Origin of the sequence: Pedobacter cryoconitis, from assembly GCF_014200595.1 — a bacterium.
GTDB lineage: Bacteria > Bacteroidota > Bacteroidia > Sphingobacteriales > Sphingobacteriaceae > Pedobacter > Pedobacter cryoconitis_C.
Window position 1 is genome coordinate 467,887 of the sequence record NZ_JACHCG010000001.1, and the last position, 17,077, is coordinate 484,963.

13 protein-coding genes are annotated in these 17,077 nt (G+C 40.6%); 8 read left to right on the forward strand and 5 right to left on the reverse strand.

Annotation, left to right across the window (positions count from 1 at the left end; genetic code table 11):
- Positions 1 to 19 precede the first annotated feature (19 nt).
- A complete protein-coding gene (locus tag HDE70_RS02190) occupies positions 20 to 457 on the reverse strand; it encodes a MarR family winged helix-turn-helix transcriptional regulator (protein ID WP_183867673.1) in 438 nt (145 codons plus the stop codon).
- A gap of 119 nt (positions 458 to 576) precedes the next feature.
- Between HDE70_RS02190 and HDE70_RS02195 the strand changes: the two genes are divergently transcribed.
- Complete coding sequence (locus tag HDE70_RS02195; protein ID WP_183887784.1) at positions 577 to 1,113, forward strand: hypothetical protein; 537 nt, start codon at positions 577 to 579, stop codon at positions 1,111 to 1,113.
- On the opposite strand, the gene HDE70_RS02200 is transcribed toward HDE70_RS02195, so the two are convergent.
- On the reverse strand, positions 1,110 to 1,556 hold the full coding sequence (locus HDE70_RS02200) for a DUF2059 domain-containing protein (protein WP_183867671.1): 447 nt from the start codon (positions 1,554 to 1,556) through the stop codon (positions 1,110 to 1,112). The genes HDE70_RS02195 and HDE70_RS02200 overlap by 4 nt on opposite strands.
- Before the next feature lie 221 nt (positions 1,557 to 1,777).
- Between HDE70_RS02200 and HDE70_RS02205 the strand changes: the two genes are divergently transcribed.
- From HDE70_RS02205 to HDE70_RS02230, 6 genes are all read left to right on the forward strand, one after another.
- Positions 1,778 to 3,049 (forward strand): Gfo/Idh/MocA family oxidoreductase, encoded by a 1,272-nt coding sequence (locus tag HDE70_RS02205; protein ID WP_183887786.1) that lies wholly within the window; start codon positions 1,778 to 1,780, stop codon positions 3,047 to 3,049.
- A gap of 43 nt (positions 3,050 to 3,092) precedes the next feature.
- Complete coding sequence (locus HDE70_RS02210) at positions 3,093 to 6,512, forward strand: DUF1080 domain-containing protein (protein ID WP_183887788.1); 3,420 nt, start codon at positions 3,093 to 3,095, stop codon at positions 6,510 to 6,512.
- A gap of 10 nt (positions 6,513 to 6,522) precedes the next feature.
- Positions 6,523 to 7,980 carry a Gfo/Idh/MocA family protein gene (locus tag HDE70_RS02215; RefSeq protein WP_409339006.1) on the forward strand — a complete coding sequence of 486 codons (1,458 nt, stop codon included), beginning with the start codon at positions 6,523 to 6,525 and terminating at the stop codon, positions 7,978 to 7,980.
- Between the two features lie 12 nt (positions 7,981 to 7,992).
- Positions 7,993 to 9,078, forward strand: a complete 1,086-nt coding sequence (locus HDE70_RS02220) for a Gfo/Idh/MocA family protein (protein WP_183887790.1) — start codon at positions 7,993 to 7,995, stop codon at positions 9,076 to 9,078.
- Positions 9,079 to 9,125: 47 nt separating this feature from the next.
- Positions 9,126 to 10,046 carry a response regulator transcription factor gene (locus tag HDE70_RS02225; RefSeq protein WP_183867666.1) on the forward strand — a complete coding sequence of 307 codons (921 nt, stop codon included), beginning with the start codon at positions 9,126 to 9,128 and terminating at the stop codon, positions 10,044 to 10,046.
- Positions 10,047 to 10,270: 224 nt separating this feature from the next.
- Positions 10,271 to 10,489, forward strand: a complete 219-nt coding sequence (locus HDE70_RS02230; protein ID WP_183867665.1) for a hypothetical protein — start codon at positions 10,271 to 10,273, stop codon at positions 10,487 to 10,489.
- On the opposite strand, the gene HDE70_RS02235 is transcribed toward HDE70_RS02230, so the two are convergent.
- A complete protein-coding gene (locus HDE70_RS02235) occupies positions 10,490 to 11,074 on the reverse strand; it encodes a GyrI-like domain-containing protein (RefSeq protein ID WP_183887792.1) in 585 nt (194 codons plus the stop codon).
- Between the two features lie 279 nt (positions 11,075 to 11,353).
- Between HDE70_RS02235 and HDE70_RS02240 the strand changes: the two genes are divergently transcribed.
- Positions 11,354 to 12,658, forward strand: a complete 1,305-nt coding sequence (locus tag HDE70_RS02240; RefSeq protein ID WP_183887794.1) for an alpha-L-fucosidase — start codon at positions 11,354 to 11,356, stop codon at positions 12,656 to 12,658.
- 80 nt (positions 12,659 to 12,738) lie between these two features.
- Here HDE70_RS02240 and HDE70_RS02245 read toward each other — a convergent pair whose 3' ends face one another.
- On the reverse strand, positions 12,739 to 14,148 hold the full coding sequence (locus tag HDE70_RS02245; RefSeq protein WP_183887796.1) for a sugar porter family MFS transporter: 1,410 nt from the start codon (positions 14,146 to 14,148) through the stop codon (positions 12,739 to 12,741).
- A gap of 17 nt (positions 14,149 to 14,165) precedes the next feature.
- Entirely contained in the window at positions 14,166 to 17,072 is a 2,907-nt protein-coding gene (locus HDE70_RS02250) for a glycoside hydrolase family 38 C-terminal domain-containing protein (protein ID WP_183887798.1), read from the reverse strand.
- Positions 17,073 to 17,077 lie beyond the last annotated feature (5 nt).

The following is a 17,077-nucleotide window of genomic DNA, read 5'->3' on the forward strand; positions in this document are numbered from 1 at the left end:
TATAATTAGGTAAATTTTTTTAAGGACGCATTTTTTCTAAAAGGTCATTTAATAAATCTGCATGTTCATCGCTGATGCCAATAGAAATATTGTTTAAAATCTGCCTGCCTTGTATCCTTAATTTTTCTCCGGCAGGAGTTAGTTTAACATAAACAACCCGTTGATCGGAAAGGTTTCGTTCTTTTTGGATTAATCCTTTTTCCATCAGTTTATTTAACAGGCGGGATACATTGGGCATCCGGTCAATTAAACGGTCTTTGATTAAATTAACGGTTGCGGTATGCTCTGGTTGTCCGTTTAAAATACTCAGCACATTAAATTGCTGTAAAGACAGGCCAGTTGGTTTTAAAGAAACTGAGATCTTGTTTAAAATCCAGTTCGCCGTGAAGATAATATTGGTACTCACTCTTTGTTGAGCATTTAAAAACTGATGTTGTAATTCATCTTCGATCTTCATGGAACAAATATATATACCATGGATGATACTTTGGCTAAAAGCATTTGTTTTTTACATTGTATTGATGTTTGACGGGTAGCAAATCAGTAATTTTAGCTATCAAACTGATAGATTGGAAGATGAGCCAAAATGATTTAATCCTGGATTATGATGGAAATAACGTATGTATTACGATTAAAAGTAAGGTGAGTTTGGCGCACCGGATCTTTTTAATCAGTAGTAACCTGTCATTTTTAGGAATGGCGGTTCTTGCTGTGGTTTTCCGGATGCCGGCGGTTGCTTTTGCAGCGATTATATTTTTTGCCTTTTTTTTACGGTATAGCCTATGGAAGCTTTATGGCAGAGAGCGGTTGACAATCAATAAAAGACTGGTTACTTATCGCCATAGCTGTCTTTTCTTTAAAACTGATTTACAAACCAGGCAGGTTGGTAAAAAAATAACAGTCATCCCTTATGAGTTATATGGCCGGCAATCACCGAAAATGGTCAATGTGATCTTTGAAACTTGTAATGTCAACAATGTACCCGAAAATGTTTATGAGTTTTCTCTGCCTGTCCGGGTAGAGCAGGCAGAGATGATCAGTTATATGCTTAGTCTTTTATATTTAAATAAAGTGAATTTTGATTTTAACAGGACTAAGCTTTGTCTGAATTAGTTTCCTTTTTCTGCAAGCTTTTTAGCGAATTCCTCCCCGATTTTCCGGCCCCAAACTTGTCCGGCCTGCATTGATTCTTGTGTAATAGCAGGGGTTTTTTCTGCAAATCTTTTGCCTGTTGGCGTTTGATAAAATGCTGTCATGTTATTGATGTCTTCCAGTGATAAATGTTTCTGGTAAACTGGTAAAAGCAGATCTAAAAGTTCTTCAATTCCTATTTTGTGAAAAGACTCTCCAAGACCATCCCAAAGCTCTTGCTTCACTTCTGGTCTTTCTAATTTATAGTTATTGATCATCTGATCAATTACCGTTTTAAAAGTTTGCTCAGATCCGTTGGCGATCATCATTTTTTTGAAACTCTCTCTGTAAGCAGCTTTATCCTGGCTAAATGATAAGGTAGCGGTCAATAAGCTGAGCGCGAATAACAGGACTATTTTCTTCATATTGTTGTTTTTTCGTGCAATGTTAAGAAAAATAACGTTTAATCAGTGCTTTAACTTTATGTTAACAATTTGCTTTTTATCAACAATAATACATCGGTTTTTCGGTAATAATATTATATTTGAAATAAGAGAGAAGCTGTTTTTAAGGTTGGTGGGGGAACGTATTAAAATAAAAAAACTGAACAATTAATATATATGAAACCTAACCAAATACTATATATATGCAACCTGAAGAACCAAATTCAAGAAGAAACTTCATTAAAAAAACGGCTGTGGGACTGGCCGTATTCTCTATTGTCCCGAGATACGTCCTTGGCGGAAATGGATTTATAGCCCCAAGTGACAAACTAACTAAAGCTGTTATTGGTGTCGGTGGAATGGGCCGGAACCATTTTCCTTACGACGGTACGCAAGTAGTTGCAATTTGTGACGTTGATAAAAGGCATCTGGCTTTGTCTTTGCCAATGCTGGATAAAGGCGTAAAAACTTTTAGTGATTACAGGGAGCTGATCAAACTTCCTGAAGTAGATATTGTACATATTGCTACCCCTCCGCACTGGCATGGGATTATGGCTGTTGATGCAGCAAATGCCGGTAAAGATGTTTGGTGTGAAAAGCCGATGACCCATAGTATAGGCGAAGGAAAAAGGGTAATGGAAGCAGTACAGCAGCACGGCAGGATTTTCCGCCTGAATACCTGGTTCCGCTTTAAGGATGATTTTTATGGCATGGGAACCCCTGTAAAACCGATTAAGAAATTGGTTGATAGTGGACTGCTGGGCTGGCCTTTAAAAGTTACAGTAAGCAAGCATACCGGTTTTGACTGGAAATTTTACTGGGTAGGGAAAGATAATTTACCTGTAGAGGCTGTACCCGCAGAGCTGGATTATGAAGCCTGGCTGGGCCCTGCACAATATAAACCCTATAGCACGCATCGTGTACATCAGACTTTCCGGGGATACTGGGATTATGATGGAGGTGGATTAAGTGATATGGGACAACATTATATTGATCCGATACAGTATTTTCTGGGTAAGGATGACACCAGTCCGGTATCCGTAGAAATAGACGCACCGCAACAACATACTGATGCAGTGGGCACCTGGCGCAGAATTACTTATACTTACGCAGACGGCTGCCAGATCATTCTGGATGGCGAAGGAAAAGATACTAATGTACCTTATATCGAGGGCCCAAAGGGAAAACTCTATCCTGGATTTAAATCAGATATTCCTGATTTGGAAAGAAAGCTGGCCAGTTTCCCTGATCCTGCGCCGCAGCTGACTGATTTCACACAAGCGGTTAAAACCAGGCAGCAATTTGCATTAAATGAGCAGAATGGTCACCGGTCTTGTAATATCATTAATATTGGATTGATTGCTTTACGTTTAGGACGATCTCTGAAGTTTGATCCCGTAAAACAGGTATTTATAGACGATGATGCAGCTAACAGGTTAATCAACCCGGTTTTGCGTGCACCATGGACTATTTAAATCATTCATTTCTCTATTTAAAACCTGCTAATTATTCTAGCTCATGATAAAAAAGATATTTTTTATACTGCTGACTGTTGCCCTGTTACAAAACAATGCTTTTGCCCAGGGAAAAACCGACCAGCGCACAACAACAACTCAAATCGCAGATTTATATGCGCAGCTACCAGCTCAGAATGCTGAATTGTTAAACGCTGGAATGCAGGAAATCTCCAATATGGGAGAAGATGGCTATGCAACGATGATCGGCGGAATGGCTGCCCAGGGAAAAGGCAATAATACTTTATTGGAATATGCAGTAGGTGGTTACTCTGCTTATGCGAGCAAAGCCGGCCGTGAAAGTGCAAAAAAGATGAGCATCCGTGCTTATTGTAAAGCTTTAACTAAGTTATCCGATGCTAAAAATAAGGCCTTCATCATTAGTCAGCTGGAATTAGTTGGAGATGATAGCGCAATTTCATGCTTACAAGGATTTTTAAGCGACAACCAGCTTTCAGATCCTGCGGCCAGAGCTTTGGTGAAAATCAATTCTCCGGCTTCTCAAAGTGCCTTATTAGCTGGCCTGGCAAAAGCTGCCGGCCCGGCACAACTGGCTATTGTGAATGCTTTAGGAGATAGCCGTTCTAAAGATGCAGCCGAAGCAATCCATAAACTTGCTGGTGATGGCCAGCCGGAATTAAAGAAAATAGCCTTATATGCACTGGCTAATATTGCTGATCCCTCATCAGCAAAAATAATGACCGGGGCGGCAGAACAAAGTGGGTTTCAATATGAAAATACGAACGCTACTGCCTCTGCACTGCTTTATGCAGAAAATCTGTTAAGAGATGGAAATAACACCTTATCTGGTCAGATCGCTGAATCGTTTTTGAAACAAGCATCAGCAGATAACCAGGTAGGTATCCGCTCTGCGGCGCTTAAAATATTGACAGACAGCCGCAAAGATCAAGGCTCAAATATTTTAATTGAGGCGGTGGGGGACAAAAATAGCCAATACCGTGCTGCGGCATTAAAATTTGCTGCACCATATTTAAATCCTTCATCTACGGTACTTTGGGTTGATAAATTAGAAAAATCTGATGCAATTACCAAAGCGGAAATAATCAATATGCTGGGCGCGAATGAGGCAAAAGATGCTTTACCTGCGATCCTTAAATTATTGAATAGTAATGATCAGCCAGTTAGATACGCAGCTATTAATGCGGCTGCAAATATAGGGCAGAGCCAGGTACTGAATAATTTACTTCAGGTCATGAGTAAAAGCGATGCGGCTACAGCAGCCGTGGTTTCTGACGCGATCAAAAGAATGAAAGGTGACGGGATTACCTCACAATTAGCACAATATATAGCGAAATCAAATCCTGCAATGCAGGTTGCTTTGGTTGATCTGCTGGCATCGCGCGCAGCAAATGACCAGCTCAATACAGTTTCTGGTTTGCTGAAAAGTAAGAATCCGCAGGTCAGACAAGCTGCTTTTACTGGCTTGAAATCGGTAGTGACCAGTGCTGATTTGCCTCAATTGTTCACCTTGCTAAATGAAAATTCTGATCAGACAGCATTAATCAGCCTGCAAGATGCAATTATTGCGGCTAATCGCGGAACAGCAAACAAAGCCGGACAAACAGCTCAGCTATTGCAACAAATGGAAAAAGTTTCGGCTGATAAAAAGCCTCTTTTTTATAAGATGCTGGCAAGTTTAGGTGGGACTAAAGGTCTGGAAACAGTTCAAAATGGCTTTACTACAGGAGATGAACAGCAGCAGAAGCTGGCAATTGGTGCTTTGGCTTTCTGGGCTGATGGAGAAGCTGCCAGACCGCTGATCCGGATTGCAAGGGAAACTAAAAATAGTGAGCAGCTGAACCAGGCAATTGATGGTTACCTGACCTTAGTCAGAAAAGGTGATTATCCTGCGGAACAACGATTATTGTTATTGCGTGAAGCCATGAGCCTGGCAAAAACACCTGCACAGCAACAACAAATCTTAAAAGATACAGAAAATGCTAAATGCTTTAATTCGTTAATTTTTGCGGGTAAATATCTTGATGATCCTGCACTTTCGGCAACTGCTGCTACTACAGTGATGAATATTGCATTAGCAGATAAATCGTATCATGGAGCTTTAGTGCGAAGTTTACTGGATAAAACGATCGCGTCTTTAAAGGGGGCTGACGGTGAATATCAAAAGCAGGCTATCCGTAAATATCTGGCAGAAATGCCTCAGGGTGATGGCTTTGTATCCATGTTTAACGGAAAAGACCTGACGGGCTGGAAAGGTTTAGTAGAAGATCCGATCAAAAGATCTAAAATGGATCCTAAAGACCTGGCTGCTGCACAGGAAAAGGCAAATGTTGAAATGCTGGATAGCTGGCACGTAGTTAATGGCGAACTGCTGTTTATGAGCCATGGAAATAACCTGGCAACGCTTAAAAAGTATGGTGACTTTGAAATGCTGGTGGACTGGAAAATCATTGACGACCATAAACAAAAAGGTGATGCCGGAATTTATCTCCGCGGATCTCCACAAGTACAGATTTGGGATAATGCAAGGGTAAAAGAAGGTGCACAAGTAGGTTCAGGTGGTTTATATAATAACCAGGTGAATGAAAGTAAACCTTTGAAAGTTGCTGATAACAAGCTGGATGAGTGGAATACCTTCCGTATTTTAATGAAAGGCGATCGCGTAACAGTTTATCTGAATGGTGAACTGGTAACAGATAACGTAATCCTTGAAAATTACTGGGACAGAACGCTGCCAATCTTTGCAGAAGAGCAAATTGAGTTACAGGCACATGGTTCGCCGGTAGCTTACCGTGATGTTTATATCCGGGAAATCCCGCGTGCAAAACCTTTTGAATTAAGTTCAGCAGAAAAAAAAGAAGGTTTTAAAATCTTATTCGATGGGACTAACATGCATAACTGGATGGGCAATACAACTGATTATGTAATTGAGGATGGAAATATTGCGATTCGTCCGAAGCCGGGAAAAGGTTCTGGTGGTAATTTATTTACAAAAGACGAGTACAGTAATTTTGTATTCCGCTTTGAGTTTCAACTTACTCCGGGTGCAAATAATGGACTGGGAATCAGGGCGCCCCTTGAAGGAGATGCAGCTTATGAGGGAATGGAATTGCAAATTTTAGACAATGACGCCCCAATTTATAAAGATTTGCATGCTTATCAGTTTCATGGATCAATTTACGGAGCTATTGCTGCAAAAAAAGGATTTCTGAAACCTTTGGGAGAATGGAATTATGAGGAAGTAATTGTGAAAGGCCCTAAAGTTAAAGTAATCTTAAATGGCACGGCTATTTTGGATGCAGATATCACAGATGCCAGGAAAAATGGTACCGTTGACGGACAGAAACATCCGGGGTTAAGCCGTGAGAGCGGTCATATCGGCTTTTTAGGTCATGGTTCTCCGGTACAGTTCAGAAATATAAGAATCAAGGATTTAGGTAAATAACACATTTATGATGGAAGAGCAAAAAGATTCAGCTGCTGATAATTCAAGAAGAGACTTTATTAAAAACTCTGCGATTGCAGCGGCGGCATTTATGATTGTACCCCGCCATGTTTTGGGAGGAAAGGGGTTTTTAGCACCTAGTGATCGTTTATTAGTTGCCGGCGTTGGAGTTGGTGGAAAAGGAGAGAGTAACTTAAGCAATATCTATAAAGGAGGAAAAGCTGACATTGCTTTTCTCTGTGACGTAGACGACAGAAGAGCTGCTAATTCAGTGAAGAGCTTCCCTAAAGCAAAATATTACAAGGATTACAGGGAAATGCTGGATAAAGAAGGCAAAAATATTGATGGCGTAGTGGTTTCTACGCCAGATCATAACCATGCGATGATTGCTATGGCTGCCATGCAATCAGGAAAACATGTGTATGTAGAGAAGCCTTTGGCGCATGATATTTATGAGGCGCGTAAATTAACAGAAGCGGCAGCTCGTTACCGCGTGGTTACACAAATGGGCAACCAGGGTGCATCAGGAGATGGCGTAAGGCAATTGCAGGACTGGTGTGATGATGGAGTAATTGGAAAGGTACATAATGTATATTGCTGGACTGACCGTCCGATATGGCCACAAGGGATTCCCTGGCCTGCTGCGGGTGGTACTCCTGTTCCTAAAGAGCTGGATTGGGATCTTTGGCTGGGTAGTGCACCCAATAAGCCTTATATCGATAAATTAGTCCCTTTTAACTGGCGGGGCTGGTGGGATTACGGAACCGGAGCAATTGGAGATATGGGCTGTCATTTGGTGGAACCACCTTTCAGGGTATTAGGTCTGAGTACACCTATTGATGTGCAATGCAGCGTTGGCAGCATTTATATAGATGAATTTAAACGTGGATATTTCCCGGATAGTTGTCCTCCTTCAAGCCACGTCATTATGACGTTTGAGAAAACTAAAAAGACGAAAGATGATTTGCAGATTCACTGGATGGATGGGGGGATTAAGCCTGCACGTCCTGAAGAACTTGGTGCAAATGAGCCTTTTGGAGCTAACGGAGTTTTATTTGAAGGAACAAAGGGTAAAATGATGTGTGATGTTTATGGATCTAATCCAAGACTTTTACCTTTATCGCGCAATAATGAAGTACATACCAAACAGAGAATAGAAAGAGTAAAAGGTGGCGTAGACGGACACTATTGGCAATGGGTAGAGGCAGCTATTGCCGGTTACGGTAAAATACAGCTGAGTTCTCCTTTTGATATTGCAGGCCCTTTGACTGAAACACTTTTAATTGCCAACCTGGCAATCAGGGGTACTGAAATTCAAAAAGCTAAAGCAACAGGTACCGGGTTTGATTATCCGGGAAGAGATATTAAATTGCTATGGGATAAGCAAAATCTCAGGGTAACGAATTTTGATGAAGTCAATCAATACATCAAAAGAGAATATCGTCAGGGATGGAGTTTAGGCGCTTAATGGAATAAAATAATGACTTTAAATAAAAAGAACCTGCGGGTACTTGTAGTAGGTTGCGGTAACATGGGGGCTTCCCATGCTACCGCTTACCATATTTTAGAAGGGTTTGAAATCTGCGGACTGGTTTCAACAGGAAATAGTAAAGTAGTTTTAAATGAACGGTTAGGGGGTAATTATCCCCTGTTCAGTGATTATGAAGAGGCCTTAAAAGCTACCAGTCCGGATGCGGTCTGTATTGCTACTTATCCGGATACGCATGAGGCATTTGCAGTTAAAGCGATGGAAAATGGGTGTCATGTTTTTATTGAGAAACCACTGGCTGATTCTCTGGAAGGTGCGCAGCGTGTGGTCGATGCAGCTCAAAAATTTGGTAAGAAGTTATTGGTGGGATATATTTTACGTTATCATCCTTCCTGGCAGAAGTTTATTGAGCTGTCTTCAGAATTAGGTAAACCACTGGTGATGCGGATGAACCTGAATCAGCAGAGCCAGGGAGCGAAATGGACGGTACACCGTAACCTTTTGAAGAGTTTAAGCCCTATAGTAGACTGTGGAGTACATTATATTGATGTCATGTGCCAGATGACGCGGTCTAAACCTGTTCAGGTCAATGCGATTGGTGCAAGGCTTACGTCTGATATCAGTGAGGACACCTATAACTACGGACAGTTGCAGATTCGTTTCGAAGATGGTTCAATAGGATGGTATGAGTCCGGATGGGGCCCTATGATGAGTGAAACTGCTTTTTTTATTAAGGATGTGATCGGGCCGGAAGGAGCAGTGTCAATTGTAGCAAAAGATGCAGGGGGGGCAGGTAAATCGGCTTCTATAGCGGCACATACAAAAACTGAATCCATAAAAGTACATTATGCAGCGCTGGATGATCAGGATCGTTTTCTAAAACAAGATACCTGGATTGATCTTGTCGATGAACCAGACCATCAGGAGCTTTGCAATCGGGAACAACGTTATTTCCTAAAGTCAATTTTAGAAAATATAGATTTGACGAACCCTTCAAACGATGCGATAAATAGTTTGAGAATTGCATTTGCTTGTGATGAATCGGTCAAAACCGGGCAAACAGTATTGCTTTCTTAGCTAAACTTAAATAAAAACGCTTTATTTGTCATTAATCTATTCGTCATATGCTAGTATTCGGTACAGAAATGGAGCTGATAACCTTCATTTTTGTGTTATTCGAATGTCTTATATTCTTTTTTCAGTTTATCTATTACTTGTTCAGACCGCAGGATAAAAAAAGATTATTCTACCTGATCTTACTGTTTTTATTGCTGATTTATAATTTCGGTGCGAATCTTTTTCCTGATGAGCGGATCCCACTGCCCATTATTCTTCAGAATATTATCGCTTACAGTAGTGGTTTTTTGATGGCTGCTTATATTCCTTATTATTTTTATAAGGTATATGATTTGAAGAAACTTCGTTTTCTGGCCTATTATGGAACATTGCTGTTTATCGTTGCTCCTTTTGTCTTATTTTTTATTATTGGTTACTCTCTGGACGGAGACCTGGATAATGCCAGTCAGCGGGGACTTTTTATACCCATGTTATATGGTGGATATTTTGTCTATGCGATTTTTAAAGAGGTTTATAAAAAGCTAAAGGAGAATGTAAACAGTGAAAATATTATCAATGCTGTGATTGTCTGCTGTGCTGTTTTACCCTGGTCAATTTTGCCTGTTATTGTTTATATGGATTGCAGTCAGACCATAGAGGTGCTGGTGTGTAACAGTGGTTTCTGTATCATGACTATTATTTTTATCAGGCAATCTATTAAAGAGTCGAAAGCTGAATATAAGTTATTGCAGGAGATGAACAAAGGACAAATCAAACAGGAAGAAAGGTATGAACTGAATTGTAAACTTTACAATTTGACGGCCAGGGAAACGGGAATTGTAAAACTGATCGATAAGGGATTAAAGTATAAATCTATTGCAGAAGAATTGTTTATTTCCGAGAGAACGGTGTCTAAACATGTTCAAAATATCTTTATAAAAGTTGGAGTGTCCAATAAAGTGGAGCTGATCAAAAAACTTAACGAATAATCCTGTAATTCAATTTAAATGAGGCTCTGTTCATAAAATACGCTGTTTCACGTACTCAATTTACTTGTTTTTACGTATTGGGTTTTCCATACGATGTGACGAGTTTTGTGAATAGGTATTAACCTCTTGGGGGTGTTTTGAAAAATACAGGATTGAAGTGTAGTGCCGGTTGGTACTACATTTCAAACACCTGTATACTAATTAATCAGTTGACTAATGATACGATGACAAAGAGTTTAATTTTGGATTTGACGGATACCTATCCTGGGTTTGAATACTCCGCTCATTTATTACATAAGTTTATATTTGCTGTAGACATTTTTACAATCTTGCTGAAGGATGGAAAAATCGTTCATCACAGAGCTGCGGATACGGAGTCGTTCAAAGAATGGCTGATTACGCACCGGATAGAAAATATCAAGCCCGATCAAATTGAGTTCTGATTATCTTACGGGCTGACGTAATATTGTCTTTAGCTTTTCAGGGACAGTGTTCCGAAAATCACTCAAATACACTTCGTGATGTAATCCGGTTTTCTCCAGGCCTTTCCTGGCAATAAAGGCATGCAATTGTTGTATTGCTTCGGGTTCTGCACTAAATGACCCGGTATGCAGCACCTGTACTACGTTATTTTCCCGCATCGTATAAAGCTCTATTTCTTTGGCCAGGATTATTTGCTTTTTTGAACAGACCTGTTCAATAGCAGTACACAAGGAGTCTTGCCGGATATAAGCTGGCATACGAATCAACAATTTGTATTTCCATTTTGAACGGGGCGTTTGTGCGTCAAGATCCCATAAACCTTCCAGTTTGGAGACCACGAAATCCTGGTTTATTGCCTTATGCATAAACTTAATGGCATAAGCGGTTGCATATAAAGCCTGAACCTTAGCTGCAAAAGACTGATCGTTTGGGTCTCCAATACCTGAAATGGCTATGTAGTTAGCTTGATCCAGGTCTAATAAAGCGGGAGCTTTACCTGCGGAGTAATAAGTTTTAAAAAGTTTTGTCAAGTCTAATTTTCTCATCTTCTGTTTGATTGAACTGCTAAGAAACGGCCCTGTGGTGACAGCCCTATGTCAGCAGTTGTGAGAATTATTTTAATTAAAAGATAGTCGCGGCGAACAGGAGTGATATCTACCCGGATAGGTATTGAAAGCCTGAACAGACTTTGTATTATTTATAGGAGGAATAGAATTTTCGGGGAAATTATTCGGTAAAAAAAACAGATAATCTTATGTTTATGAACCAAATAATAAACAACTATGACAGGACGGTTCCTTTTAAAATTAAGCTGTGTTTTTTTAATGACTACGATGCTTGTTACTACTGTAACAGCACAATCAAAGATTAATCCTGATTCCATCAGGACTAAAATGCAATGGTTTGCCGATGCAAAACTCGGCATATTTGTTCACTGGGGTATTTATGCAGTAAACGGGATTGATGAAAGCTGGAGCTTTTACAATAAAAAGATTAGCCATGTTGATTATATGAAACAGCTAAAAGGCTTTACTGCTGCCCGGTACAATCCTGAAGAATGGGCTGCACTGATCAAGGAGAGCGGAGCTAAATATGCGGTGATGACCACCAAACATCACGATGGTGTTGCACTTTGGAACACGAAACAAAAACACTATAGTGTTGTGAAAAATACACCTGCAAAAAGAGATCTGCTCACTCCATTTTATGCTGCCCTGGATAAACAGGGGATTAAGCGTGGCGCTTATTATTCTTTGATAGATTGGAGTTCGCCAGATTATCCGGCATTTACAAAAGATAGTACGCGTTATAAAATAAGTGATGATCCGGCACGCTGGCAGCGCTTTCTGACCTTTAACCAGGCTCAGATCGACGAAGTAAATAAAACATTCAAACCTGATTTGTGGTGGTTTGATGGCGATTGGGAACATTCCGCGGCAGAATGGAAAGCACCGTTAATCCGTCAGAATATCTTAAAAATCAAGCCAGATGCTATCCTGAACGGACGCTTGCAGGGTTATGGCGATTATGATACTCCTGAACAGAATTTCCCGGTCAGCAGACCTCATTTTAACTGGTGGGAGCTTTGTATGACAATTAATAATAACTGGGGTTATCAGCCACAGGACACCGCATGGAAAACACCTGCTGAAGTGATTTCTATTTTTGCAGATGCGATCAGCAATGGCGGAAATATGCTGCTGGATATTGGCCCGAAAGAAGATGGAACCATACCTGAACAGGAGGTTCATATTCTGAAAGAACTGGGTAAATGGAATAAGAAAAATGGGGAAGCCATCTTTAATACATTAGGTGGTTTACCACAAGGCCATTTCTATGGGCCTACTACTTTATCAAAAGATTCTGCTACGTTGTATTTATTCCTTCCGGGGAAGGTTTCCGGAAATGTAGTAGTGAAAGGATTGAAAAATACGATTAAGAAAATCCGTATAGTTGGTACTTCCAGAACAATTGAACCCAAAATTGTTGGGAAAATCTCCTGGAGCCCGGTCCCGGGATTAGTATTTATTGATATTCCTGAAGATACACAGGATGAATACATGTCGGTACTGGCGCTGGAGCTCGATAAGCCAGTAAGCTTATATCAAGGTCAGGGAGGGCTGAAATAGCATAGCTTATAATTAAATACTTATATAAAGATATATAGATTTCTATATGTCTTTATATAAGTATTCTTTGATATGTAATGCTAATGTATAAAGATATCCTGTACCTCTTCCAGTGACTTTCCTTTAGTTTCGGGTACCATTTTGCAGACCACTATAAATGAAACCAGGCAGCAGGAAGCGAAAAACCAGAACGTGACAGCTGCACCAGCAGACCCCAGCAGTAAAGGAGTTAGCTGACCCACTATCGTATCTGCAATCCACATGATCATGATACTTAATCCCATGGCTCTTCCGCGAATTCGTGTTGGAAAAATCTCTGAAGCAATTACAAATTTTAAAGGCCCTATAGAGAAGGCAAAACAGGCGAGAAATAAAATAATACTTATAACCAGCGCAATACTGTTTGTGGCTCCGCTGTAAAAGCACCAGCCTGTGAAAAACAAAGAAATAGTCGCACCAACAGAACCAATAATATAAAGAGGCCTGCGGCCCATCTGGTCAACTTTCCATACCGCAATCAGGGTAAAAAGGAAGTTCGCCAAACCGAAAATGATCTGTCCTGACAAAGCATTGGTTATATTGACCCCTGCATCATTTAAAATACGGGGGCCATAATAAATAATCGCATTGATCCCGCTAAACTGAGAGAATAAAGGGAGTAACAACCCAATCAATAACGGCCTCCTCATCTCTTTCGCAAATAATTCTTTATAAGAGCCTGATTCTTGTTTTGGCGTTTTTTTAAGCAGGAAAACATCCGCAGCTGCGCTTGCTGAACCACTGATCCTGGTTAAGATATTTATTCCTTCCTGCTCCCTGCCCTGATAGATCAGCCACCTCGGGCTTTCAGGCACAAAACACAACCCAATTAAAAATAACAAGGATGGAATAACACCTAAACCAAGCATCGATCTCCAGACCTCCTGAATCACTATATAATTTAATAGCTCTCCTAATGACTGATGCTGATAAGTTAATGATAAGCTTAATAACCCCGCATTGGTCAGATAAGCCACGAGAATCCCTGCTGTTATCGCCAGTTGATAACAGGTAACCAGCCGGCCGCGGATAGCAGCGGGGGCTATTTCTGAAATATACAAGGGGGCGACAATGGACGCCACACCGACACCCATGCCGCCCATCATCCTTGCCAGAATTAATAAGGTATAATCAATAGAGCCGGCCGTACCAATTGCCGAGCATAAGAACAGCAGAGCCGATAGCATCAGCAATTTCTTCCTGCCAAAACGGTCGCTCAGTTCTCCGGCAAACGCAACTCCGATAATACAGCCGACCAGCGCAGAGGAAACAAACCAGCCTTCTGCTGCTGGTGACAAACTAAACTGTTGTTTTACAAAAGGTAATACGCCAGAAATAACAGCCATATCAAAGCCGAAAAGCAGGCCACCCAACGTGGCCACTAAGGTAATAGCGATTAAAAAGAGCGTTGATTTTGGAGAGGAAACCTGTGGTTCATTCTTAAGGTTCATAGCTGTTTAAGGTTAATTCAATTTTCAATACAAATAGTCATCATCCCTTTTGAAGGAAGGTTAAAGTGGTTCTTTAATGACTTTTTGCGTGTTTCTAAAAGATCGCTTTCCCAAATATTCAGGGATGAATTGTTTTTTGGATTAATGTTCACCTCGCTATCCTGGTCCCCACAATTGACCAGCTGCAACAAGATACGCTTTCCATCATCAGCTTTTTTAATAGCTTCGATGTACACATTGTTTCCTTGAATAGCAAATGGCAATCCTTTTTCTATATTTTCAGCAGCGGGTGCGACGAGCAGCGGCTGATGATTATTGAGCCCGGTTTGATTCGCCTGGTAACTATCATATCCGTTTTCATGTGCCGTTATAAAATAATGGAAAGTAACCAGTCCTTGCTGATCGGCCTTAAAATTTGTATGCCATAAGTTATTCATCACCCACGAATAAATACGAGAAGATTGTGGCGTAAATGATAACCAGAGTGGTGCATGTGGTAAGCCGCCAAGCAGATTGGCCGTAGTTATCTTTCCAATTTCAAATAATGGGGCATCAGGGCTGGACAGGGTAATCCCATACCTATTATTTGATACGTCTATCCATCTTTGCATTGTATACCAATTCCTGTTTGAATAAGGCAACTGATCAGTTTCTGCAGTAATACTTCCCCATGGAATGCTGTAACGGACTTTGGCATCCGGTACATGAAAAGGAAAGGCGAAATGAACACTTTCCTTCGTCCTGATTGCTTTTTTATTAATTGTGTTAATCAGCTCAATTTGATCAAGGCCAGTAATTAACCGTATTTCCCTGGTAATTCCGTTAGTGCCAGGCGCAGCGGAAGTAATTAGTAAACTATTAACCACAGGCCCTTTCTCTTTGACAGTTATCCTGGCATTTGAACTCGTCTGAATTTTCTCAATAGAATCACCAGGCATATATAAATACTGATTCAGGCCGGCAGAATCTGCGGATAGATAATTGCGGTGATCAGCGAGCTTAATTAGTTTTTTAATGTCACCTGTTTGCGGTGCCAGTTCAATTTGATAAACTCCGTTACTTATTGTATTTCCAGCAAGCCGATTTGTTCCCGGACTTTTGCTATAAGCTTTTCCCGGATGAATACTAAAAGTACTTTTCCCCATTTGAGGAACCTGTTCTGCTACAAAAGCCAGCTCACCAGTACTTAAACGCTGAGATACTATGGGTTTTCCAGATGAATTTTTAACGAGATCCCCATTTTTACTTAAAGATGCAGGCACATAAACTATTGCTGTACGTGACCAGGAAACAGTATTGTAAACATCAATCTGGTTAGCTTTATTCAGATCGCTTTTTAAAGACTGCGTACTTAAAGTATCAATAATTTCTTTCGCTTTCAATACATAAGATTGTTTGACTGCCCATTCACTTTTTACCTTTTCGTCATCAGGATGAGATACGCTATTAAACGCACCCCAGGTATGCTCATTAAATAAGAGTAAGTTTTTCCAGCTTTCCTCAAAACGCTGAACAGGATAAGATGATTTGTTGCGAATAGCCCATACCGCATCTGCTTGTTTGAGCTGATCAGATAAATTACGGCTGAGTGCAGTTTCTTTAGCCGCAGAAGATACACCATCAGTCCAGTACTCTGTATAATCTCCGGCAAAAAAAGGGATTTCAGCCGCATACTTTTGTTCAAAATCAGTAAAAAACTGTTGCGTAGAAGTAATGATCAGCTGCGGAGATGCATATTTTTCATTCCATGCCTTAACAGCATCCGGTAACTCCGGGTCAATTGGCGCATTATCACTCATCGCCCAGGTTAAAATGGACATATCATAAGGGAAACCTTTTTGTGCCAACTCATCGAGATAGTCAAATAAATAGGGATTAAGGAAGTTTTCTGAAGGATGACCGGTGTAAAAAGGTTTTGGATCTTTAATCGTAAAGAAGTTAGGTATTTTGTCTCCTTTGAGCTGATAACCCAGTGAATAAGGTTGACATTGCCAGAAAAGGAGTTTCTGCTGGCCAGAAGGGGAGAGCCAGTAAAAAGGTTTATCCTGCCATTTGGCTAAATTCCCAATGCGGTCTGACGCATTCGGGCCAGAGAGAAAATACCGGATCCCTGTTTGTTCAACTTGTGCCGCCAAACCCCAGGAAGCTCCCGGTACATCACCCTGAAATAAAGTGTTGATCTCAATGCCCTGCTCTTTTGCCAGTTTTTGTGATTTAGCAAACATTTGCATCAATTGTCTGGAATCGGTAAGACTGGTATTGATATTTCCATAAGCACCATCCAAACTGATCCATCCTTTTTTTACAGCATTCCAGAACCTGTTTTTTTTCTCCTGACTGGCAAGCGATAGATAATTATCTACCACCCATATCGCTTCAGTTGTCCATTTGAAGCGTGCAGCAGCGGGATAGTCTTTTGTTTTTTCTGCAAGAGCGATAGCTTCATCAATATTGTCCAGATGCAGTTTCAGCACTTTGGCCTGTGTATTGGTATAGCCGATATCCACATGAGAATGCGGCAGGACATAGATATTCCAGCTTCTTGAAGGCTCAACAATGCAGCGTGCCGTATAGATTTGATGATTAATAGAAACCGAAACCGTTGCCTGTGTGGCCTTTTTTACCGGAATACCCGGCAAAGGGATTTCCAAAGACTCAGCTCCTTTGTTATTTGCAGGGATAATGATCTTTTCCGTTAAGTTATTAAAAGATACAGAGATTTCTCCTTGCTGATAGTTTTTTCCGTTTTTAAAAATCAACCTGACCATCCTTCTGCTTTCCCCCTTATACTTTAAATAAGCTATGGTTGGTTGTAGTTGAATGTCCGTAAAAATAGCTTGCTGAGCAGATATATTAAAGCTGTTCAAGGTTAGAAAAGCAATAAATAGTATTTTAAATTGATGTTTTTTAGGTATGGTTCCCATGGTGG